The following is a 20,697-nucleotide window of genomic DNA, read 5'->3' on the forward strand; positions in this document are numbered from 1 at the left end:
TCCCCCCCTTCAACCCCCTCCCCACATTTGCCCCCCCCCCCTCTTTCGACGGTTTCGCCGCATCGTCCCTGCGCGCCGACCACCTCCCCCCCCCCCCCCCCCCCCCCCCCCCCCCCCCCGACACCGTGATCGGCGTCCTGCACGGAGCCGACCGGCGGGTCCGCCGCCACACCGGCGAGGAGATCGGGCTCCTCACCGCGCTCGCCGACCTCGCCGCACTCGCCGTCGAGAAGGCCGGACTCCTCGACAGGACCCGGGCCGAGGTCTCCGAACTCGAACGGGACAGCTCCCGGGTCCGCACCAGCCTCACCCGGATGCGGCACGTCAGCGAGGCCCACGGCCGCATCATGAACCTCGTGCTCGCCGGCGGGGACCTCGGCAGCGTCGCCAAGGCCGCCGCCGACGCCCTCGACGCCACGGTGATGATCCGCGACCAGGGCGGCCGCTGCCTCGCCACCGCCGGAGACATACCCGGCCTCGTCGAGGAGGCCGTCGCCAAGGCCTCGCTCGACGCGCACGCCCGCCGCCGCCCGGTCCTCGCCGACGACGACACCTGGGTCGCCCCCGTCATCGCCGGCTCAGAAGACCTCGGCGGCCTCGTCATCCGCGCCGCCGGCGGCCTCACCGGCGAGGACGAGCGACTCCTCGAACTCGCCGCCCAGTCCGTCGCCTTCCTCCTCCTCATGCGGCGCTCCACCGCCGTCGCCGAGGGCCCCGTTCGCGACGAACTCCTCGACGACCTCATCGCCGACCCGCCGCACGCACCCCAGCAGATCGCCCAGCGCGCCCGCCGCCTCGGCGTCGACCTGCGCAGACCGCACGTCCTCGTGCTCGCCCGGCCGGAGGGCGGCGAACAGGGCAGGGCCGTGGTGTGGGCGTCCTCGTACGCGTACCGCCTCAGTGGTCTGAAGACCGTCCAGGGCGGCTGCATCGTGCTGCTGCTCCCCGGCATCGACGCCTCGGCCGCCGCCAGGGCCGTCGCCGACGAACTGTCCCCGCTGCTCGGCCATCCCGTCTCCGTCGCCGCCGCCGGACCCGGCCAGAGCCCGGACGGCGTCGCCCGGATGCACCAGGAGGCCGGGCGCTGCCTGGACGCGATGAGCGCCCTCGGCGGCACCGGCTCGGCGGCGTCCGTGCAGGACCTCGGCTTCCTCGGGCTGCTGCTCTCCGACGACAACGACGTCGACGGCTTCGTCGAGGCGGCCATCGGACCCGTACTCGACTACGACGCGGAGCGGTTCACCGACCTCACCCACACCCTGGAGGCGTACTTCGCCTCCGGCGGCAGCCCGACCAACGCGGCCGAGGCGCTCCACGTCCACCCCAACACGGTCTCGCGCCGGCTGGAACGGATCGGTGAACTCCTCGGCCCCGAGTGGCAGAGGCCCGGCCAGGTCCTGGAGGTCCAGCTGGCGCTGCGCCTCCAGCGCACCCGGGAGGTCCTGGCCAGGGGCCGCGCCACCGCGGACCCGGGCCGACCGGCACCGGGCCCGCAGGAGCGGAGCGTCTGATCCGCCCACGCGGGCCCTGCGACGCCACGCGGGGCCTGAGAGGCCGTCCACGCGGGGCCTGAGAGGCCGTCCACGCGGGGTTCGAGGCCGCCCACGCCACCGACTGCGACCGCCCGTGCGGCTCAGCTCGCCGTACGCGCGGTCCGTCCTGATCCGTAGCCGGGGCCGTAGGACGCCTCCCAGTCGGTGGCGGCCATGACCGTCGCCGCGTGGGCCGCAGAGGCCAGCGTGATGTGCCGGTGCCAGCCGCGGAACGAGCGGCCCACGAAGTCCCGCAGCCCCGCGCCCTCGCCGACCTCCACGAAGTCCCGCTCCACCCGGCGGGCCAGCTTCGTCAGCCGCAGCAGGGAGCCGACCGGCGAACCGGTCAGATCGCTGATCCACACCCGGGCCGGGGGCCGCCGGGGGTCGTCCCACTCGCCGAGCAGCACCAGCGGACGCATCCGCTCGCCGCCCGGCGTGGGCAGCGCCACCCGCACCGCCGTGGCCAGCGAGGTGCGCGAGGTCCGCGCGCCGGCCACCGTGTCCACCCAACTCACCGGCCTGCGCAGACCCTTGAGCGACTCCAGGATCTGGACCGCCGACAGCGGACCGGCCCCGAATCCGGGCAGCGAACGGTCCGCGATCGCCAGCCGGGAACCCGGACCGATCCGGGCCACGACCGGCACTCCCGCACCGGCGAGCCGGGTCAGGGCCGCCCGCCCGGCGCCGCCCCGGATGTCGAGCAGCACCGGCTTGCGGGTCACGTCCTGCCAGCGGGCCGTGTCGAGCGCCGCCGCGACGGCGCACTCCTCCAGGGTCTCCTCGCCGGCCTCCTGGGGAACCTCCGCGCGGTCGCGCCGCGTGCGGTCGTTCACCCACGGGTCCGGCAGGAACAGACGCCAGTTGACGGGAACGCTCAGCTCGTCGCTCGCGAACCACACCCCGAACGCCTGCTGGCCGTGGAAGACCTGCCCGCGCTCCGGGTCGAAACGCCGGTCCACACCCACCGAGTGCTCCCCGGCCTTCGGTATCGGCATCGGCCGCACCACCCAGGCCTGCGGGCAGCTGTTCCGCTCGAGGTGCCGGGCGAGCGCCGCCCGCATCGGCTGCCAGTCCCAGGTGGAGCTGGACACGAAGTGGTGCAGGCTCTGTTCGGCGGCCGGACCGCCTATCTGCGCGGCGATGTTACGGATGGACTTGCGGCCCTGCGCGGTGAGCAGGCCGTGCAGATACTGCTCGGCCTTCAGCCGCTGGTCCCGGCGCGGGAAGCCGGAGAACAGCGCGGCACACAGCTCGGCGTAGACGTCCTCGCGCGAGCCGGGCGCGCCGACGGCCCTGACGACGTCCAGGGGGACGGCCGGCTGAACGGACCCGGTCACGGTCCTGCGCTTGGTTGCGACGGATGTACTCACGACACTCCTGCCCGAAGGTTGCGCAGCTCCCTCCCGCTGCTCCACCACCGTCGCCCGACCAGGCCACCCGCGGCGAGGTGTACCCGGCACCCGAATCGGCCGTCGGATGGTGACCGGACCACCTACCGACGTGTCGTCGCAGGTCAGAGGTGTGCCCAAGGAGCCCTCGCGGCCCACCGCCAGGGGCCGGTCCGCCCCTCGGCATCCCCCTCCGGAACGCCCCGAGGGGGATCTGACAGACTCGCCGGCCCGGCTTTGACCCGTCGCACGGAGTGGCCGGACCATCGCAGAGCGAGGCTGCACGGGCCGGACCCCGGTTAATGCCCCAGGCCGGGGGCCGTGCCTGTGCGCCTCGCCTTGATCCGTCCCTCGTAGGCTTGTGGCCATGGGACTGCGCGCCGAACTGCCGGTCGTCGGAGTGGTGGCCGCCGGCGGCGCCCTCGGCGCAGCCGCCCGCTACGGCGCGGGACTCGTCTGGCCGACCCCCGAAGGCGCCTTCCCGTGGACCACGTTCACGGTGAACGTCGTCGGGTGCGCACTCCTCGGCACGCTGATGGTCCTGGTGACGGAGCGGCGGACCGAGTGGTCGACGGCGCTCCCGCACCCACTCCTCCGGCCCTTCCTCGGCACCGGATTCTGCGGCGGGTTCACCACCTTCTCGACCTACAGCCTCGAGACCGAGCGGCTGTTGAGCGCCGGGGACCCGACACGCGGTCTGCTCTACCTGGGCGGCACCCTGGTCACCGCGCTCGCCGCCGTATGGGCCGGGGTCGCCGGCACCAGGGCCGTCCGCGCGAGGGCGGGGCGGGGCGGGGTGGGGCGCGCGTGAACTGGCTGCTGGTCGTCGCGGGCGCCGCCGTCGGCGCGCCCCTGCGCTTCCTCACGGACCGCGCGGCGCGCGCCCGATTCGGCCCCGGCTTCCCTTGGGGCACGTTCACGGTCAACGTCGTCGGCTCGTTCGTCCTCGGTCTGCTCACCGGGGTGACGTCGGCCCAGGTCCATCTGCTGCTCGGCACGGGCCTGTGCGGGGCGCTCACGACGTACTCGACCTTCTCCTACGAGACGCTGAAGCTGTACGAGGACGGGGCGAAGGGGTACGCGGTGCTCAACGTCCTCGCGAGCCTGGCCGCCGGACTCGGAGCCGTATGGCTGGGAGTGGAGACGGCCAGGCTGTGGTGATCCGCTTCCTCGGGCGGTGATCCGCTTCGTCAGGCGGTGATCCAGTCGCTCGTCGCGATCACCGGCTGCACGCCGTCACGGTGGATGGTGCCCTCGATGAGGCCGTACATCCGGTCCGCCGCGAAGTAGACCTCGTTGTCGTTCTCGAGGCCGAACGGCTCCAGGTCCACCAGGAAGTGGTGCTTGTTCGGCAGGTTGAGCCGGACCTCGTTGACCGTGGAGACGTGGTCCAGGACCCGGTCGGCCATCGCGTGCAGCGTCTGCTGGAGCGAGTAGCTGTACGTCTCCGCGAACGCCTCCAGCAGGTGACGGCGCACCTTCTGGTACGAGCGGTCCCAGTCGTGCTCCTCGTCCGCGGCCGCCGGGGCCGAGTTCGCCCAGCGGGCGGTGACCTTGGTGGCGAGGATCCGGTCGTGCGCCTCCTTGAGCGTCGTGTACCTGTCCTTGATGAAGCCGTGAAACTCGGAGTTCGTCGAGTTCATGACGGTGAGGTCCTTGAGGCCCGAGAGGACCTGGAGTCCGGTGTTCGCCGAGTAGGTGATCTGCGCGGTGCGGACCTCCTGGCCCTTGCGGGCGAAGGAGTGCTGTTCCTTGCGGGTGGGGACGGAGATCCGCTCCCAGGTGTACTCCTCCACCCGGATCTGCGCCTCGTGGATCACCGCCTGCGAGGTCACGAAGTGCTTGGCCAGGAGGATGCCGAAGGCCTCGGGGGAGGCCACGCCGTGCTCCTTGGCGAAGGCGTAGACCGTGTTCTTGGTGGTGTCGGTCGGCAGGCAGTTGCCGTTGTCGCCGGTCAGATGGACGTCGCGGTACTCACCGCGCAGCGCCACCGACACGTTCAGGTCGCGGATCTCGTGCCACGCGCCGTCGTTGCCCTTGCGGGTCACGGCGACGATGCGGTTCTCGGCCTTGCCGTACTGGTTCTGTGCCAGGACGTGCTTGCTCATGTGCTGCTCAGCTCCTGCGGGTACGTGGATACGGATATCCCGTACGCCCGGCGTCCAGCGCCCCCCGTCGTCCCCGGAGGTTCCGCTCCCCGCCGTCCGGCCCGTGAACGGCGGGCCGCCCCGGGACTGACGAGCATCCCGGTCCGTAGGTGTCGCTCGAAGATATGTCCCCTTCCGGCCACTGGCAATGGTCGAGCGCCGAACCAGGTGGAGCCCGGAACCCGTGGGCCAGGTCACCCGGCCGTACGGGACGCGTCAAGAGGGGCGTGCACGGCGTTAGGGGCACGTCAACGGAGGCGGCGAAGCAGCCGGGGGAGAGGTTTCCTCGTCTCGTCCGAGAATCCGTTTCTCGTCCGAGAACCCTTTCTTCCTTCTTCCTGCATCCGGGAGCTCACGATGGCCGACGTGGCCTTCGTCGTCACCACGATCGCGGTCTTCGCGCTGGTGGCCTTCATCGCCAAGGGGGTGGCCAAGCTGTGAGTGCCGAGAACATCGTCGGTCTGCTGGTGGCAGCCGCCCTCCTGGGCTACCTCGTCCTCGCCCTCGTCAAGCCCGAGAGGTTCTGAGGCCGATCATGAGTCCCGTCCTTGCCGGCGTCCTCCAGCTCCTCGCTCTTCTGGTCGCGCTCGGCCTGTCGTACCGGCCGCTGGGTGACCACATGGCCAGGGTCTACTCCTCCGACAAGCACCTGCGGGTGGAGAAGTGGATCTACAAGGGCATCGGCGCCGACCCGTCGGTGGAGATGCGCTGGCCCGCCTATCTGCGCGGAGTCCTCGCCTTCTCCGCCGTGAGCGTCCTCTTCCTCTATCTGCTGCAGCGGGTGCAGGGCTCGCTGCCCGGCTCGCTCGGCTTCGTGTCGATCGACCCGGACCAGGCCTTCAACACGGCCGCCTCCTTCGTCGCGAACACCAACTGGCAGTCGTACTACGGCGAGCAGGCCATGGGCCACGTCGTGCAGACCGGCGGCCTCGCGGTGCAGAACTTCCTGTCGGCGGCGGTGGGCATCGCGGTCGCGGTCGCCCTGGTGCGCGGCTTCGCCCGGTCCCGTACCGGCGCGCTGGGCAACTTCTGGGCCGACCTGGTCCGCGGCACGGTCCGCGTCCTGCTCCCGATCTCCGTGATCGGCGCCCTCGTGCTGGTCGCGTGCGGTGCGATCCAGAACTTCGCCGGCATCCACGAGGTCGGCCAGTTCATGGGCGGGTCGCAGCAGTGGAACGGCGGGGCGGTGGCCTCGCAGGAGGTCATCAAGGAGCTGGGCACGAACGGCGGCGGCTACTTCAACGCCAACTCCGCCCACCCGTTCGAGAACCCCAACCCGCTCTCGAACCTCTTCGAGATCTATCTGATCCTCGTCATCCCCTTCGCGCTGACGCGGACCTTCGGCCGCATGGTCGGCTCGCTGAAGCAGGGGTACGCGATCCTCGGCACGATGGCGGCGATCTGGCTCGGCTTCACCGCGCTGATGATGTGGACCGAGTTCGCCCACCACGGCCCCGCCTTCGACATCGCCGGCGGTGCGATGGAGGGCAAGGAGACCCGGTTCGGGATCGGCGGCTCGTCGATCTTCGCGGTCGCCACCACGCTGACCTCCACGGGAGCGGTGAACTCCTTCCACTCCTCGTACACCGGCTTCGGCGGCGGCATAACGATGCTGGGCATGCAGCTGGGCGAGATCGCGCCCGGCGGCGTCGGCTCCGGCCTCTACGGCATGCTGATCATGGCGGTCATCGCGGTGTTCATCGCCGGCCTGATGGTCGGCCGCACCCCCGAGTACCTGGGCAAGAAGATCGGCACCCGCGAGATCAAGTTCGCGGCCTGCTACATCCTGATCACCCCCGCCCTCGTCCTCGGCTTCACGGCGGTCGCGATGGCGCTGGACACACCCTCGAACTCGATGACGAACTCCGGCGCGCACGGCTTCTCCGAGATCCTCTACGCCTACACCTCGGGTGCCAACAACAACGGTTCGGCGTTCGCTGGTCTGAACGCGGACACCCAGTGGTTCAACTCGACCATCGGCATCGCGATGCTGCTCGGCCGGTTCCTGCCCATGGTGTTCGTCCTCGCCCTGGCGGGATCGCTCGCCGAGCAGCAGCCCGTACCGGAGACGGCGGGCACCCTGCGGACCGAGAAGCCGCTGTTCACGGGCCTGCTCGTCGGCACGATCCTCATCATCGCCGGTCTCACCTACTTCCCGGCGCTCGCGCTGGGACCGCTCGCCGAAGGGCTCGCAGCATGAGCACCATCACTCCCACCCGGCCCCCGCAGTCCGGGGCGACCGGCGGCCGGCCGGCCGAGGCCGGACGCGTCGGCGGCGGACTGTTCGACCCCAGGCAGCTGGTCACGTCCTTCCCGGACGCGATCAGGAAGCTCGACCCGCGGGTCATGGTCAAGTCTCCCGTGATGTTCGTGGTGTTGATCGGCTCGGTCGTCACGACGGTGCTCGCGGTCACCAACCCCGGCGACTGGTTCGGCTGGGCGATCACGGCCTGGCTGTGGCTGACGACGATCTTCGCCAACCTGGCGGAGGCGGTGGCCGAGGGCCGCGGCAAGGCGCAGGCCGACACCCTGCGCAAGGCCAAGACCGACACCGTCGCCCGCAGGGTCATCGGCACGAACGAGGAGCGGGTCCCGGGCACGGAGCTCCGCATCGGCGACCTGGTGGTCTGCGAGGCCGGCGACATCATCCCCGGCGACGGTGACGTCGTCGAAGGCGTCGCCAGCGTCGACGAGTCCGCCATCACCGGCGAGTCGGCCCCGGTCATCCGCGAGTCCGGCGGCGACCGCTGCGCGGTGACGGGCGGCACGAAGGTGCTGTCGGACCGGATCGTCGTGAAGATCACGACGAAGCCCGGCGAGACGTTCATCGACCGGATGATCAACCTGGTCGAGGGCGCGGCCCGGCAGAAGACGCCGAACGAGATCGCGCTGAACATCCTGCTCGCCTCGCTGACGATCGTCTTCCTGCTCGCGGTCGTGACGCTGAAGCCGTTCGCGATCTACGCGGGCGCCGACAAGCAGACCTCCCTCATCGTCCTCACCGCCCTGTTGGTGTGCCTGATCCCGACCACGATCGGCGCGCTGCTCTCCGCGATCGGCATCGCGGGCATGGACCGGCTCGTGCAGCGCAACGTCCTCGCCATGTCGGGCCGCGCGGTCGAGGCCGCCGGTGACGTGTCGACGCTGCTGCTCGACAAGACCGGCACGATCACCCTGGGCAACCGGCAGGCCTCGGAGTTCGTCCCGGTGGCCGGGACGACGGAGGCCGAACTCGCCGACGCCGCCCAGCTCTCATCGCTCGCCGACGAGACGCCCGAGGGTCGCTCGATCGTTGTCCTGGCGAAGGAGAGGTACGGCCTGCGCGAGCGCCACCAGGGCGAGTTGTCCCACGCCACGTGGATCGAGTTCACGGCCCAGACCCGTATGTCGGGCGTGGACGTGGACGGACGCAAGGTGCGCAAGGGCGCGACCGGTTCGGTCGTCGCCTGGGTCCGTGAGCGGGGCGGCACGGTCGCCGACGACGCCGAGACCCTGACCGACCGGATCTCCCAGGCCGGTGGTACGCCGCTGCTCGTCGCGGTCAAGGACGACAAGGGCGCGCGCGTCCTCGGCGTCGTCCACCTGAAGGACGTCGTGAAGGAGGGCATGCGGGAGCGGTTCGACGAGCTGCGCCGCATGGGCATCCGTACGGTCATGATCACGGGTGACAACCCGCTGACCGCGAAGGCGATCGCCGAGGAGGCGGGCGTCGACGACTTCCTCGCCGAGGCCACCCCCGAGGACAAGATGGCCCTCATCAAGCGGGAGCAGGCGGGCGGGAAGCTCGTCGCGATGACCGGTGACGGCACGAACGACGCGCCCGCGCTCGCGCAGGCCGACGTCGGTGTCGCGATGAACACGGGCACGTCGGCCGCGAAGGAGGCCGGCAACATGGTCGACCTCGACTCCAACCCGACCAAGCTCATCGAGATCGTCGAGATCGGCAAGCAACTCCTCATCACCCGAGGCGCGTTGACGACCTTCTCGATCGCCAACGACGTGGCGAAGTACTTCGCGATCATCCCCGCGATGTTCGCGGTGGCCTACCCGTCACTGGACCGGCTCAACATCATGGGCCTGACCTCGCCCGAGTCCGCGATCCTCTCCGCGGTCGTCTTCAACGCGCTGATCATCGTCGCGCTGGTCCCGCTCGCCCTCAAGGGCGTGCGCTACCGGCCGTCCGGCGCGGACTCGATGCTCCGTCGGAACCTGGGGATCTACGGCCTCGGCGGCCTGGTCGCCCCGTTCGTCGGCATCAAGATCATCGACGTGCTCCTCTCCCTCATCCCCGGAATCGGCTGATCATGAACAACTCCGTAGGAAGCACGGGCCGTCTGCTCTGGGCGGGCCTTCGCGCCCTCCTCGTCCTCACCGTCGTGTGCGGTGTCCTCTACCCGCTGGCCGTCACCGGGGTCGCCCACGTGGCCTTCCCCGGCAAGGCGAACGGCTCCGAGGTCACCGACGCGAGCGGCACGGTCGTCGGCTCGGAACTGATCGGCCAGACCTACAACCTGCCCCTGAAGGAGGGTGAGGAGACGGCGGCGCCGGACCTGAAGTGGTTCCAGCCGCGCCCGTCGAACGGCCTGGGCTCCAACAGCGTCAACACCCGGTACTCGATCATCCTCTCCGGCGCCACGAACCGCTCGGGCGACAACGAGGACCTGATCACCTGGGTCAAGGCCGCCAAGGCCGCCGTCATCAAGGACAACTCGACGGCTTCGTACACGGTGAAGCCGTCGGACGTCCCCGCCGACGCCGTCACCTCCTCCGGCTCCGGCCTGGACCCGCACATCTCCCCGGAGTACGCGAAGCTCCAGGTCCACCGGATCGCCGAGGTGAACAAGCTGGACGTCGAGGCCGTCGACAAGCTGGTCGCCGACCACACCGACGGCCGGATCCTCGGCTTCGTCGGCGAGCCCCGCGTCAACGTCCTCCAGCTCAACATCGCCCTCAAGCAGCTGGTGACGGCGAAGGGCTGAGCCCCGGTCGGCGAGCCGCCGGCGGTCGCCATCGGGCCGCCGGCGGCTCCCGGCGGCGGTCACCGCCCCGGCAGCACACGGGTCTCCGCCGCGGGAAGCCCCTTGACCCACCAGTGGTCGTAGCGGCTGTAGACACGACGGTCGCGGGCGGCGAGGAAACCGTCGAGCGCCGCGGCCTCCTCCGCGAGTTCCGCCCAGACCCGGGCGGGCAGCGGGTGGAAGGCCGAGGCCTCGATGCCGCCCTCGACGGGGCGCCAGACCCCGGCCACGTACCCGTCGACGAGCAGGGTCGGCAGCGTGTCGCCGTTCACGCGGATCACGTGCCTGCGGTACTCGGCCGGGATGACGCGGCTGCGGTCCGCGTAGGCCAGCAGGATGCTGTCCCACATCGCAAGCAGACGGGGCGGCGCCGGGACCTCCTCGTCGGGCCGGGACGCCCCGGGCACATCGTGGAGGAGGATCCCGTCGGGCCCCTCCAGCTGTTCGAGCTCGCCCTCGAGGAGCCGTACGGCCTCGCGCACCTTCCCCCGCGGCGCCGTCGTGAACTGCGCCATGTCGGGTACGGACGCCGGCCCGAACCCCTCCAGATAGCGCCGGATCAGGACGGCGAGCCCCGCCGTCGCCGCCTCCGGATCGCCGAGCACGGGCAGCGGCGCGTTCGCCGTCACGAACGACTGCGCCGCCCCGAACGACCACGGCGGCCCCGTCGGCGCGTGCCACAGCGGCGCGTACTGCCGCATCATCCGCCACACCACGGCCTCCACCGGCCCGCCCCGGGCCGCTTCGAGGCGCTCCCGCATCTGCGCCCCGGACCGGGCCTCCCCGGCGAATTCGAGGAGAGCGGGAAGCAGCGCGTCGGCGTCCTCGGCCGTGAACCCCGCCGCCTTGAACCGGGGGTCGTGGAGGCGCGAACCGCGCAGGGTCGGCTCCATGCCCTCCCGGAAGGCCCGGTAGTCCTCGGCGTGCACCAGGTGCAGCGTGAGTCGCATCAGGGTCGACCTGACCAGCTCGAAACCCTCCACGGCCTTGTCGAGCTGCGCGGGATCGAAGCCGGCGACGCGGTTCCACAACGCCACGTAGGGCGAGCCCGGTTGCTGCGCCTGCAGGGCCACCACCTGGCGTACGGCGTCCCCGACCCCGATCGGCACCCGGTCGAGGAGGAGCTGCCGGGCGAGAGTGGAGCGGTTGAGGGCGCGCGCGGTGATCACCATGGCGCGATTGTCCTCCCCGGCACCGACACCCGCGGGCCGGAGTCGTGCGTTCACCCACGGCTCGCCCCGACGTCGCCCACCCGTCGCCCACCGTTGTGGCCGGAATCGGACCATGAGGCCGCCGCCAGGGGCGACATTCCATGTGTTCAAAGGGAGTTCAGATGAATCCGCGCCTCATGCGCCGACCCGCCGCCGTGGTCCTTCCGCTGTCCGCCGCGCTCGCGCTGACCGTGGTCATGGGTACGGCCGAGGCGGAGCCGGCACGGCACGGCTCCGCCGCCCGGGTCGTCTCCACCGCGACCCTGCCGGACATCCCGTTGGCCGCCTTCAGCAACGGCCTGCTGCCCGGCAGCGTCGACGACGACCGGGACGTCGACCTGGGCGGCATCGGCAGCGACCTGTACCCGGCCGAGCGGCGCGGCGAGTACTGGACGGTCACCGACCGGGGCCCCAACGGTCAGATAGCGGTCGGCAAGGACAAGCGACGCACGTTCCCGGTGCCCGGCTTCGACCCGGCGATCGTGAAGGTCCGCGCGGTCGGCGGCCGGATCCAGGTGCTGAAGTCCATCCCGCTCACCACCGCCTCCGGCGCGCCCGTCACCGGCCTGCCCAACCAGCCGGACCGCGACGAGGCCCCGTACGGCTACGACGCCACGACCCCGCTCGCGTACAACGTGAACGGCCTCGACACCGAGGGGCTCGTACGGGACCGGGACGGCAGCTTCTGGCTGGTGGACGAGTACGGCCCGTCGCTGGTGCACGTCTCCGCCGAGGGGCGGGTCCTCGCCCGCCACGTCCCCAAGGGGCTCGGTCTGACCGGCGCCGACTACCCGGTGATCGAGTCGCTCCCGTCGATCTTCCTCAAGCGCAAGATCAACCGCGGCTTCGAGGGCCTGGCGCTGCTCCCCGACGGCGACCTGGTGCTGGCGCTGCAGAGCCCGCTCCTGAACCCGGACAAGGCCGCCGGCGAGGACTCCCGCACCACCCGCCTGCTGCGCTTCTCGACCCGCAAGAACCGGGTCACGGCGGAGTACGCGTACCGCTTCGACCCGGTGGGCGTCGTGGAGCCCGGCCAGACGAAGACGTCCGAACTGAAGATCTCCTCGATCGTGGCACTGGGCGGCGACCGCGTGCTGGTCCAGGAACGCACGGACAAGTCCTCCCGCCTCTACGAGGTACGGCTCCGCCGCGGCTCCGACATCCTCGGCTCCCCGTGGGACACGACGGCGAGCCCGGCCCTCGAACAGCTCGACGACGAGGCGGCCGCCGACGCCCCGGTCCTGGCCAAGCGCCTGGTGGTCGACCTGAACACGGTCGAGGGCGTCCCCGGCAAGATCGAGGGCATCGCCCTGGAGGGCTCCTCGACCCTGGTCCTCCTCAACGACAACGACTTCGGCATGACGGACGGCCCGGCTGCCTTCGACGCGAACGGACGCCTGGTCGACAGCGGCGTCGACACCACGCTGGTCCGCGTCCGCCTGCCGCACCGCCTGCGCTGACGCGCCGGGACGCTAAGCGGGCCGCGAGGACGTCAGAACGCCGATCTTGTCGATGCGATGCTCGGGGTTGTTCTGGGCGTCCCGCCAGAAGTTGCCCGCGGCGTTGTCCTCGGGGGTCGCACAGGTGGAGAGCGTGATCATGGCCCGGGTGGGCTTCTCGCCCGGCTCGCCCGGCACGGCGGCGCGCTGCTCGGCGAGCGAGCGGGCCGAACGGAACGACGTGGTCCGGGTCTCGACGATCTCGTACGTGTAGACGGTGCCGTCGGCGGTGACGTGCACCGCATCACCCACCTCGACCGAGGGCAGCTCCCGCAGCGGCCCGCCGGCGGAGAGCCGGTGGGCGGTCACCAGGTAGTTGCCGACCTCGCCCGGCCCCACACCACCACGCGCGCCGTGGGGACTCGCGGCGACGCCACGGTCCTGGATACGGGTGCCCGCCCGGTCGTCGGTCGTCCCCCGGTACGGCAGGACGTCCAGGTCCTCGACACCGATCGAGGGGATGGAGATCTCGGCGGCGACGGGCCCCCGGGGCGAGGGGGCCGTCGAGGCGGAGGGCGTGGGGGAGGGCGTGGGGGGAGGGGCGACGACCGGCGGAGCGAGCGGCACGGGCCCGGGCGCGCCGGTGGTCGTACCGGCGCCGCGGTCCCCGCCACCACCTGTGTCAGCGCCCGCGCAACCGGCCGACGCCGTGAAGCCCACGACGACGGCGGCGACCACGCCGACCAGGGCCGAGCGCGACCCTCGGCCGCGACTCCGCCCCTTCCCCGGGGACCCACCACGCACAGCGCCCATACCCCCAGAATGACCCACCTTCCCCGCCCGGGCATCCACGGCGGGAGAGGTCCCACCCGGGCGGAAGGCTTCCGGCGCCTCGCCAGGCCGCTCCCCGGTCACTTCGCCGTCGGCGTGGCCTGCACGGGATCGGCCGGTTGCGGGCGGGTCCGGACGCCCCAGCGGGCGAGTGCGGGGCCGGCTGCGCCCAGGGCCGCGAAGAACACCGCGAGGAGTAGCCAGCCCGCCGTGCCGAGGCCGAGCACCACCGTGGTGAGGATCGCGGGGGCAAGCGCCTGGCCCGCGCTGAAGCCGAGGCCGAGGAGGCCTTGGTACTGGCCCTGGGCGTGGTCGGGCGCGAGGCCGAAGCCCAGGGCGAAGCCCGCCGAGGACTCCCAGATCTCCCCGAGGCTGTGGACGAAGATCGCCGCGACGAGCAGCCCCGCGGCCGCCCAGACCGGCGTGTACGCCGCCAGCGCCATCATCGGGCAGCTGACGAGGAAGAGCAGGCCCGCGTTGCGGAACGCCCTGCCGCCGTCGTGCGGGGTTTCGATACGGGAGCCGATCCTGGTCTGCAGGAGCACGCAGAAGGCCGCGTTGACGGCGAACACCGCAGCCACCGTCCAGCGCGGCGCCTCGGTGTGCTGGGAGACCCAGATCGGCAGGAGCAGGGACACCACCGAGTACTGCAACCCCATGGCCCCGTACAGGGCGGTGAACGTCAGGTACGGGCGGTCCGTGAAGGCGAGCCGGCGACGCTCTCGCGGCGGTGCCGGCAGCGCCGGGTAGTTCGGCAGCAGGAACAGCAGCAGCGCGCACAGGGCGAAGCTCGCCGCGTTGCCGAGGATGAGCGTGACGTAGGCGCCGCGGGTGTCCGCCGCCACCGCCAGCCCCGACCCCACCGTTCCGAAGATGACGCCCAGATTGACGAAGGTGCGCAGCTTCGCCCGGAACAGCGCCGGGCGTTCGGTCCCGACCCTGGCCACCAGAGCGCCCCAGGCCGCTCCGCCGGCCGCCGCGGCGATCTGGTCGACCGTCGCGAGGACCGTCAGCGCGGTCCAGCTCTCGACCAACACGAGAGCCGACATCGACACCGCCTGGACCGCGAGGGCCAGCATCATGATCGTGCGCGCGCCGCGCCGGTCGGCGAGATGACCCCCGGGTATCCCCGCGAACAGGCCGATCAGTCCGGCGATGGTGAGCGCGGATCCGACCTGCACCGCCGGCAGGCCCACGATCAGGGTGAAGTAGAGCGCCGACGCCGCGTTGAACAGGCCGTTGCCGACCCGGTTGACGAAGCTGGCGGCGATCAGCACGCGCTCCGGCCCGTTGTCGCCGGCGACACGGGCCAGGCGGGCCGTTCGGTCGGCCGGGCTGCCCTCGATCATGATCGGCAGGCTAGCAGCGGGCTCGGGGGCGGCTTCGGGGCGGCTTCGGGGCGGCGCTGGGGGCCTCGGGGAGTGCGGGCCCGGGGAGCGCGGGTCTCGGAGTGCGGGCCTTACTGCACGTGCAGGGAAGAAGCATCGGAATGCATCGAGATCCACCGGCAGCGCCCCCGGTCCACCGGTCCACCGGCACTCCCCACCGTCGGCCCGGACAGGGCGACGGAGAAAACGCGATGGCCCGAACGTGACGCGATGGCTCAGGCTGGGCCGGATCACCCGAGCGGATCACCCGGGCGGCCTTCCCGGGCGGCCCTCCCGAGCCGTCCTCCCGGACGGTCTTCGGAGCCGGCCCCGCGCAGGTGACAGCAGCCATCCCCACCGAGAGGCTCCACATGATCAACGCCGTTCCCCTCACCCAGGTCTCGACCGAGGACGCCACCGCCTGGCACGCGGTCGTGTCGGCCTCGCTCGCCGCAGATCTGCCCGAGGAGCCCCGGCCCACGTTCGAGCAGACCCACGCCCAGCTCGCCGTCGTCGGCCGGCACAACCGTCGGCTGTTGTGGCTGGCCACCGACGGGGACGGCACGGTGGTCGGTGTGGCCGGTCTGCGGCTGTTCACCTCGCCCGGTCAGCAGCACCTGGCGGAGCTGGAGCTGCACGTCACCCCGGACCGGCGGCGCTCGGGAGTGGGCTCGCACCTGCTGGCCGCCGTCGTACGGGCGGCACGCGACGAGGACCGTCGCAGCCTGGTGGCCGCCGCGCCCGGCGAGGGGCCGACCGGCGCCTTCTGCGCCGCCCGCGGCTTTCGGCGGGTCCTGGCCTTCGACCATCTGCTGCTCGACGTCGCGGACGCCGACGTCGCCGAGGCCGAGGCCGAACACCCCGGCTACGAACTGGTCAGCTGGACCGGCACGGTCCCCGACGAGCTGGCGGAGGCGTTCGCCGCGGCCAAGAACGCCATGAACGACATGCCCACGGGTGACATGGACTTCGGCAGCCGGACCTGGACCGCCGACCGGGTCCGCGCGATGGCCGAAGTGCTGGCCGACCGCGGCGACCTGCTGCTGACGACCGCCGCGCTCGGCAAGGGCGAGATGGCCGGCTACACCGAGATCGTCATCCGCTCGGGGGAGACCCTGCGTGCCCTGCAGTACGACACCGCCGTGGCGCCCGCCCATCGTGGCCACGGGCTCGGGCTGTGGGTGAAGGCGGAGATGGTGCGCAGGCTCCGTGCCGAGCACCCCGCGATAGAGGAGATCGAGACGGACAACGCACAGGACAACACCCACATGATCGCGGTGAACCGCCGGCTGGGCTTCCGCTTCCACCGCAGCACGTACGAGTACCAGCTGGACCTGATCGCCGAGTGACCGACGGGCCGGCGGGGGGTCGGTGACGAGCAGGCCGAGGACGGCACGCGTCGGCAGGACTGCCGAGAATAGTCTGCAACAAAACCATCTGCTACGGTTCCTTGTGTGGCGCCAACGGGCGGGAGGCCGCGTGCGCTTGCCGCATCCGGCTCCGGTCCGGGCCGATCCGGGCTCCACTCCCAGCCGCCGTCCGACCACCGAAGGGCTGTCCCATGAGCGCGCACTCCGGCACCGAGACCACCACTGGCACCGCTGGCACCGCCGGCGCAACCGGAACCACTGGCACCGCTGGCGCCACCGGAACCACTGGCACCGCTGGCGCCACCGGAACCACTGGCACCACCCGGAACGACGGCCCGGCCCCCCGTGTGCTCACGGACCAGGAGCTCTCCCGGCTGTTGGGCGGGCAGCGGTTCGGCGTACTCGCGAGCGTCAGGAGCACTGGGCACCCGCACCTGTCGACCGTCCTCTACGACTGGAACGCCGAGGAGCGCGTCCTGCGCGTCTCCTCGACGGCCGATCGCCTCAAGGTCCGCGGGCTGCGGCGCGACCCGCACGCCTCGCTCCACGTCAGCGGTCCGGACGTCTGGTCGTTCGCCGTGGCGGAGGGCGAGGCGGAGATCGTGGACCCGGCCGCCGATGCGGGCCCCGGCGAGCGGCCGCTGCCCGACCGGCGCGTGGTGATCGAGCTCAAGGTCTCCCGGCTGTACGGAACCGCCCTGGACTTCCCGGACGGGAATCCCCCCGCCCAGGACATCCCGGACCGGGACCTCCCCGCCCAGGACTGAGGCCGTCGCCGGGGGCGTCGCGTGGCCTCAGGCGCCGCGCCGGTTGCCCTGGTTGTCGCAGGGGATGTCCGAGGCCGGGTGGGCGGCCAGGAGGTCGCGGGTCGCCTGACCTGCCGGAACGGGTCACCTGAGTGCGTCGTGACCAGGGGGGACGGTTGCGGTTGTCAGGGGCCCTGAGCGACTGGACGGGTAACCACAAGAACAACTGCTCCAACGGCAACGTCATCGACCACTCGGGAGGAGGCTCCCAGCCCTGATCGCCCCCTGACCGCCCCCCTGATCGGTCCCTGTCGGCGGCTGATCGGCCGCCGCTCTGTCGGCCGCGCCGGAGCACTCTGTGAAGTGGCGTGCTCCGGCGCCCGGGCGGGAGTCGCCCATGGCGCTTCGAGACACCGGTGCAGTGACGGGTGTGGCCACTTGTCGCGCTCGCCGCAGTGCGGGCAGCGTGCCGACGGCCCGTATCTGACGGACTTGCGGGCGTCAGTCGAGAACCTGCCCCCGTGAGGTCTCAAAGTCCCTACGGTCAAGGCATGTTGAGAAACAAGGTAGTCGCTGTGCTGGCCGCAGCCTTCATGACCATGCTCGCCCTCCCGGCCACGGCCTCCGCCGAGACCTCCGACGCGGGGACCGGCACGAGTTCCGCCCGCGTCGAGTACAAGGGCGACGTGACCACCCTGGCAGCGCTGGAGGAGCGGATCGGCGAGTCCCACTGCCACGACGCGAAGGGACAGGGCAAGGTCACCTGCTTCGCGACCGAGCGCGAGGCGGACCTCGACCTGCTCGACAGGGGCGGCTTTCCCGGCGAGGCCGCCAAGGCCGTCGCCCGCAAGTGGGGTGTCGCCGTCCCCAAGCGGACCCGCGTAGCCGCCGCGCCCGCGGCTGAGGCCGCCGGTACGTGCCACCCCTGGGTGGTCGCCCGTTTCTACGACGGCAACAGCGGCTCGGGGGCGTCCTTCACCCTCTACTGCGACTACACGAACCTCGGGCAGATCGGCTGGGACAACCGGGTGAACTCCCTTGCCTGTCATGTCTGTTCCCCGATCCAACACCCGGAGGTGGACGGCCTCGCGGCCTTCCAGAACTACAGCTACCGAGTTCAGATGATGATGGCGCAGGCGACGACCACCCTGAACGTCACCGCGAACGTCATGTCGTCGAACCGTCTCGCCTTCGACTAGAGGCGCACCCCGGGCCGGAGGGGATTCCGCCCGTCCGGCCCGGGGGTCTTCACGTCGGATGGCGCATCCAGTGATCGCCACCGGTCGCGCCTGACGAACCGGCTCATCGCCGGCGTCCTGCCCGCGACCGCTGCCGAGTGGTCGGCAACGGCGTCCCCGTCCTCCTCTCCACCTGTGCCCGGTGCGCCGGCGGGCAGCTGCCCGACCTCAAGCGCCGCGTCGAGCAGGCGGGGGAGCAGCCGGGGGAGCTGCCGGACCGGCAGCGGCGACCGGCTGGAGATGTCTCCGCGTATTCTCCGTGGCCACCCGCAGAACCCCGGTCCCAGCCGGACGCGCCGGACGCGCCTCACCCCGCCGTGAGGTGCGACCGGCCTCTCCGGGGCCTACCCGAGACCGCCGCTGAACAGCAAAAAGACCCTCCCGAAGGAGGGTCTTCCGTCGTGCGCCCCCGGCAGGACTCGAACCTGCGGCCAAGTGCTTAGAAGGCACCTGCTCTATCCACTGAGCTACGGGGGCCGGGTGGTGGCCGTGTGGCCAGGAGCCCCTTGTGGGTGGGGTGTGGCCTGCCGGGACAAGGATAGGGCTCCGATCGCCTTGGCCCGGTTGCTTCACCTGCGTGGCACGATGTGGAGGTTCGGTGAAGCGGAACGATAATCGCAGGCAGGTGCGATTCGCGCAGCGGTTTTCACGCCGCTCGGGGCGGGTGTTGTGCACTCGTTATGCCTGAGCTTCCGGTCGACACCCCTCTCTTCGGCGCGCAGGGCCGCAATAGGCTTCAAAAACACTCATAAATTGGGCATTCTTCGCATGTGGTGACCTTGGACGAACGGCCTCAGCTGATCGACGCACTTTCCGCCCTGCGCGACCGTGTCGCCGCCGTGCGCCTTCCCCTCCCCCTCCCCGACACGCCACGCGCCCGGCAGACCCGGGCCGAGCTGCTCGCTCAGCTCGACGACTATCTGGTGCCCCGGCTCAAAGATCCCGACGCCCCGCTGCTCGCCGTCATCGGCGGGTCCACCGGGGCCGGCAAGTCCACGCTCGTCAACTCCCTTGTCGGGCGGCGCGTCAGCGAGTCCGGCGTGCTCCGGCCCACCACCCGCACCCCCGTGCTCGTCTGCCACCCCGAGGACCACCACTGGTTCGCCGGGATGCGCGTCCTGCCGCAGCTCACCCGCGTCTGGCTGCCCCAGGCCGACGACGACCACGCCGACGACGCCCCGCCCCCGGAGGAGAACGCGCTCCGCGTCGAGACCGCCGCCTCCATGCCCCGCGGCCTCGCCCTCCTCGACGCCCCCGACATCGACTCCCTCGTCGTCGAGAACCGGCTCCTCGCCTCCGAGTTGATCTGCGCCGCCGACATCTGGGTGATGGTCACCACCGCCTCGCGGTACGCCGACGCCGTGCCCTGGCACCTCCTCCGTACCGCCAAGGAGTACGACGCCACCCTCGTCACCGTCCTCGACCGCGTCCCCCATCAGGTCATCGGCGAGGTCTCCCGCCAGTACGGGGCCCTCCTCGACAAGGCCGGTCTCGGCGACGTGCCCCGCTTCACCATCCCCGAACTCCCCGAGTCCGCGGGCGGCGGCAGTGGCCTCCTCCCCGACTCCGCCGTCGCCCCCCTCCGCGGCTGGCTCGCCCACCGGGCCGAGGACCCCGCCGCCCGCCAGCAGGCCGCCGACCGGACCGCCACCGGCGTCATCGACTCCCTCGACGCCCGGCTCCCCGAACTGGCCGGCGCCGTAGCCGCGCAGTACGCCGCCTCCGTCCGCCTCGGCGGCGCCGTCGCGGCCGCCTACGGCGAACAGGCCAAGCGGGTACGCGAACAGCTCGGCCGCGGCGCCGTCCTCGCCGGCGACGCCCGCACCCGCTGGCGCGCCTACCCCCGCGACAGCACCGCCGACGAGCTCCTCGACGCCCTCGCCGAGTCCCTCGCCGCCCTCCTCCACTGCGCCGTCTCCGCCGCCGAGGAACGGGTCCGCGACGCCTGGCGCCGCGAACCCGCCGCAGACGCACTCGGCCCCGCCCGGACCGGCGGCGACCGCGACACGGCCGAGCGGACCGGCGTGGAGGTACGGCGCTGGCGCCGCGTCCTGGAGGAGCTCGCCGAGGAGGAGGTGCGCACCGTCGAGCGTCCCTCCGCCCACCGTACGGCCGCCCCCGAGGCCGACACCGTCGCCGCCCTCCTCGCCGCCTCCCTCCTCGGCGGCCGCCGCACCCGGGCCGCGGGCGAGCGCCTCGCCGAACTGCTCGGCGCCCAGGCCGCCCTGCGCCTGCGCGACAAGGGCGGCGAACTCGTCCTCTCGTACGTCGACCGTGTCCTGCACGCCGAACGCGACCGGCGCCTCGCGCCCCTCGAAGCGCTCGACGTGACCCCCGAGCCGCAGGCGGAGCTGATCGCCGCGCTCTCCGTACTGCAGAAGGAGAAGTGACGTGGTGGACGACGACG

17 protein-coding genes and 1 tRNA gene are annotated in these 20,697 nt (G+C 71.9%); 12 read left to right on the top strand and 6 right to left on the bottom strand.

Annotated features, from left to right (window positions below; genetic code table 11):
• The first annotated feature begins 125 nt into the window (after positions 1-125).
• On the top strand, positions 126-1,511 hold the full coding sequence (locus ACZ4XX_RS14510) for a PucR family transcriptional regulator (RefSeq protein WP_468508279.1): 1,386 nt from the start codon (positions 126-128) through the stop codon (positions 1,509-1,511).
• Between the two features lie 122 nt (positions 1,512-1,633).
• Here the strand turns inward: ACZ4XX_RS14510 and ACZ4XX_RS14515 are convergent, their stop codons facing one another.
• Entirely contained in the window at positions 1,634-2,905 is a 1,272-nt protein-coding gene (locus ACZ4XX_RS14515; protein WP_468508280.1) for an IS701 family transposase, read from the bottom strand.
• 385 nt (positions 2,906-3,290) lie between these two features.
• On the opposite strand from ACZ4XX_RS14515, the gene crcB (ACZ4XX_RS14520) reads away from it, so the two are divergent.
• Both crcB (ACZ4XX_RS14520) and crcB (ACZ4XX_RS14525) read left to right on the top strand, forming a co-directional pair.
• Positions 3,291-3,734: a fluoride efflux transporter CrcB gene (gene crcB / locus ACZ4XX_RS14520; protein ID WP_468508281.1), complete on the top strand. Its 444-nt coding sequence runs from the start codon at positions 3,291-3,293 to the stop codon at positions 3,732-3,734.
• A complete protein-coding gene (crcB, locus tag ACZ4XX_RS14525; protein WP_468508282.1) occupies positions 3,731-4,084 on the top strand; it encodes a fluoride efflux transporter CrcB in 354 nt (117 codons plus the stop codon). Before crcB (ACZ4XX_RS14520) ends, crcB (ACZ4XX_RS14525) begins: the two co-directional genes overlap by 4 nt.
• A gap of 29 nt (positions 4,085-4,113) precedes the next feature.
• On the opposite strand, the gene pucL is transcribed toward crcB (ACZ4XX_RS14525), so the two are convergent.
• A complete protein-coding gene (gene pucL, locus ACZ4XX_RS14530; protein ID WP_468508283.1) occupies positions 4,114-5,031 on the bottom strand; it encodes a factor-independent urate hydroxylase in 918 nt (305 codons plus the stop codon).
• Positions 5,032-5,507: 476 nt separating this feature from the next.
• On the opposite strand from pucL, the gene kdpF reads away from it, so the two are divergent.
• From kdpF to ACZ4XX_RS14550, 4 genes are read left to right on the top strand one after another with little or no spacing between them, the layout of a single operon-like run.
• Entirely contained in the window at positions 5,508-5,597 is a 90-nt protein-coding gene (gene kdpF / locus ACZ4XX_RS14535) for a K(+)-transporting ATPase subunit F (protein ID WP_033204243.1), read from the top strand.
• Positions 5,598-5,605: 8 nt separating this feature from the next.
• Positions 5,606-7,270 carry a potassium-transporting ATPase subunit KdpA gene (gene kdpA / locus ACZ4XX_RS14540; protein ID WP_468508284.1) on the top strand — a complete coding sequence of 555 codons (1,665 nt, stop codon included), beginning with the start codon at positions 5,606-5,608 and terminating at the stop codon, positions 7,268-7,270.
• Positions 7,267-9,372, top strand: coding sequence for a potassium-transporting ATPase subunit KdpB (gene kdpB, locus ACZ4XX_RS14545; protein ID WP_468508285.1), 2,106 nt, complete (start codon positions 7,267-7,269; stop codon positions 9,370-9,372). The genes kdpA and kdpB overlap by 4 nt, the downstream gene beginning before the upstream one ends.
• A 2-nt stretch (positions 9,373-9,374) precedes the next feature.
• Positions 9,375-10,049: a potassium-transporting ATPase subunit C gene (locus ACZ4XX_RS14550; RefSeq protein ID WP_468508286.1), complete on the top strand. Its 675-nt coding sequence runs from the start codon at positions 9,375-9,377 to the stop codon at positions 10,047-10,049.
• Between the two features lie 59 nt (positions 10,050-10,108).
• Here the strand turns inward: ACZ4XX_RS14550 and ACZ4XX_RS14555 are convergent, their stop codons facing one another.
• Complete coding sequence (locus ACZ4XX_RS14555; protein ID WP_468508287.1) at positions 10,109-11,260, bottom strand: winged helix DNA-binding domain-containing protein; 1,152 nt, start codon at positions 11,258-11,260, stop codon at positions 10,109-10,111.
• Between the two features lie 161 nt (positions 11,261-11,421).
• On the opposite strand from ACZ4XX_RS14555, the gene ACZ4XX_RS14560 reads away from it, so the two are divergent.
• Positions 11,422-12,759 (top strand): esterase-like activity of phytase family protein, encoded by a 1,338-nt coding sequence (locus ACZ4XX_RS14560; protein WP_468508288.1) that lies wholly within the window; start codon positions 11,422-11,424, stop codon positions 12,757-12,759.
• Between the two features lie 12 nt (positions 12,760-12,771).
• Here the strand turns inward: ACZ4XX_RS14560 and ACZ4XX_RS14565 are convergent, their stop codons facing one another.
• Both ACZ4XX_RS14565 and ACZ4XX_RS14570 read right to left on the bottom strand, forming a co-directional pair.
• The gene (locus ACZ4XX_RS14565) at positions 12,772-13,476 is read right to left on the bottom strand and encodes a class E sortase (RefSeq protein ID WP_468508289.1); all 705 of its coding nucleotides are present in this window, start codon (positions 13,474-13,476) and stop codon (positions 12,772-12,774) included.
• A 173-nt stretch (positions 13,477-13,649) separates the two neighbouring features.
• A complete protein-coding gene (locus ACZ4XX_RS14570; protein WP_468508290.1) occupies positions 13,650-14,918 on the bottom strand; it encodes an MFS transporter in 1,269 nt (422 codons plus the stop codon).
• A 356-nt stretch (positions 14,919-15,274) separates the two neighbouring features.
• Here ACZ4XX_RS14570 and ACZ4XX_RS14575 point away from each other — a divergent pair, with 356 nt between their 5' ends.
• From ACZ4XX_RS14575 to ACZ4XX_RS14585, 3 genes are all read left to right on the top strand, one after another.
• Positions 15,275-16,285 carry a GNAT family N-acetyltransferase gene (locus ACZ4XX_RS14575; RefSeq protein WP_468508291.1) on the top strand — a complete coding sequence of 337 codons (1,011 nt, stop codon included), beginning with the start codon at positions 15,275-15,277 and terminating at the stop codon, positions 16,283-16,285.
• A 368-nt stretch (positions 16,286-16,653) separates the two neighbouring features.
• Entirely contained in the window at positions 16,654-17,073 is a 420-nt protein-coding gene (locus ACZ4XX_RS14580) for a pyridoxamine 5'-phosphate oxidase family protein (RefSeq protein WP_468508387.1), read from the top strand.
• Positions 17,074-17,603: 530 nt separating this feature from the next.
• Positions 17,604-18,251 (top strand): hypothetical protein, encoded by a 648-nt coding sequence (locus ACZ4XX_RS14585; RefSeq protein WP_468508292.1) that lies wholly within the window; start codon positions 17,604-17,606, stop codon positions 18,249-18,251.
• A 443-nt stretch (positions 18,252-18,694) separates the two neighbouring features.
• On the opposite strand, the gene ACZ4XX_RS14590 is transcribed toward ACZ4XX_RS14585, so the two are convergent.
• Positions 18,695-18,767 (bottom strand) — tRNA-Arg (locus ACZ4XX_RS14590).
• A 302-nt stretch (positions 18,768-19,069) separates the two neighbouring features.
• On the opposite strand from ACZ4XX_RS14590, the gene ACZ4XX_RS14595 reads away from it, so the two are divergent.
• Positions 19,070-20,680: a dynamin family protein gene (locus tag ACZ4XX_RS14595; RefSeq protein ID WP_468508388.1), complete on the top strand. Its 1,611-nt coding sequence runs from the start codon at positions 19,070-19,072 to the stop codon at positions 20,678-20,680.
• Positions 20,681-20,697 lie beyond the last annotated feature (17 nt).

It is taken from the genome of Streptomyces sp. NPDC029956, from assembly GCF_055574655.1.

Excerpts from the sequence above, each read along its gene's own strand:
- ACZ4XX_RS14550 (WP_468508286.1), top strand. The coding sequence starts at position 9,375 with ATGAACAACTCCGTAGGAAGCACGGGCCGTCTGCTCTGGGCGGGCCTT.
- crcB (WP_468508281.1), top strand. The coding sequence starts at position 3,291 with ATGGGACTGCGCGCCGAACTGCCGGTCGTCGGAGTGGTGGCCGCCGGC.
- pucL (WP_468508283.1), bottom strand. The coding sequence starts at position 5,031 with ATGAGCAAGCACGTCCTGGCACAGAACCAGTACGGCAAGGCCGAGAAC.
- kdpA (WP_468508284.1), top strand. The coding sequence starts at position 5,606 with ATGAGTCCCGTCCTTGCCGGCGTCCTCCAGCTCCTCGCTCTTCTGGTC.
- ACZ4XX_RS14560 (WP_468508288.1), top strand. The coding sequence starts at position 11,422 with ATGAATCCGCGCCTCATGCGCCGACCCGCCGCCGTGGTCCTTCCGCTG.
- ACZ4XX_RS14585 (WP_468508292.1), top strand. The coding sequence starts at position 17,604 with ATGTTGAGAAACAAGGTAGTCGCTGTGCTGGCCGCAGCCTTCATGACC.
- kdpB (WP_468508285.1), top strand. The coding sequence starts at position 7,267 with ATGAGCACCATCACTCCCACCCGGCCCCCGCAGTCCGGGGCGACCGGC.
- ACZ4XX_RS14570 (WP_468508290.1), bottom strand. The coding sequence starts at position 14,918 with ATGATCGAGGGCAGCCCGGCCGACCGAACGGCCCGCCTGGCCCGTGTC.
- ACZ4XX_RS14555 (WP_468508287.1), bottom strand. The coding sequence starts at position 11,260 with ATGGTGATCACCGCGCGCGCCCTCAACCGCTCCACTCTCGCCCGGCAG.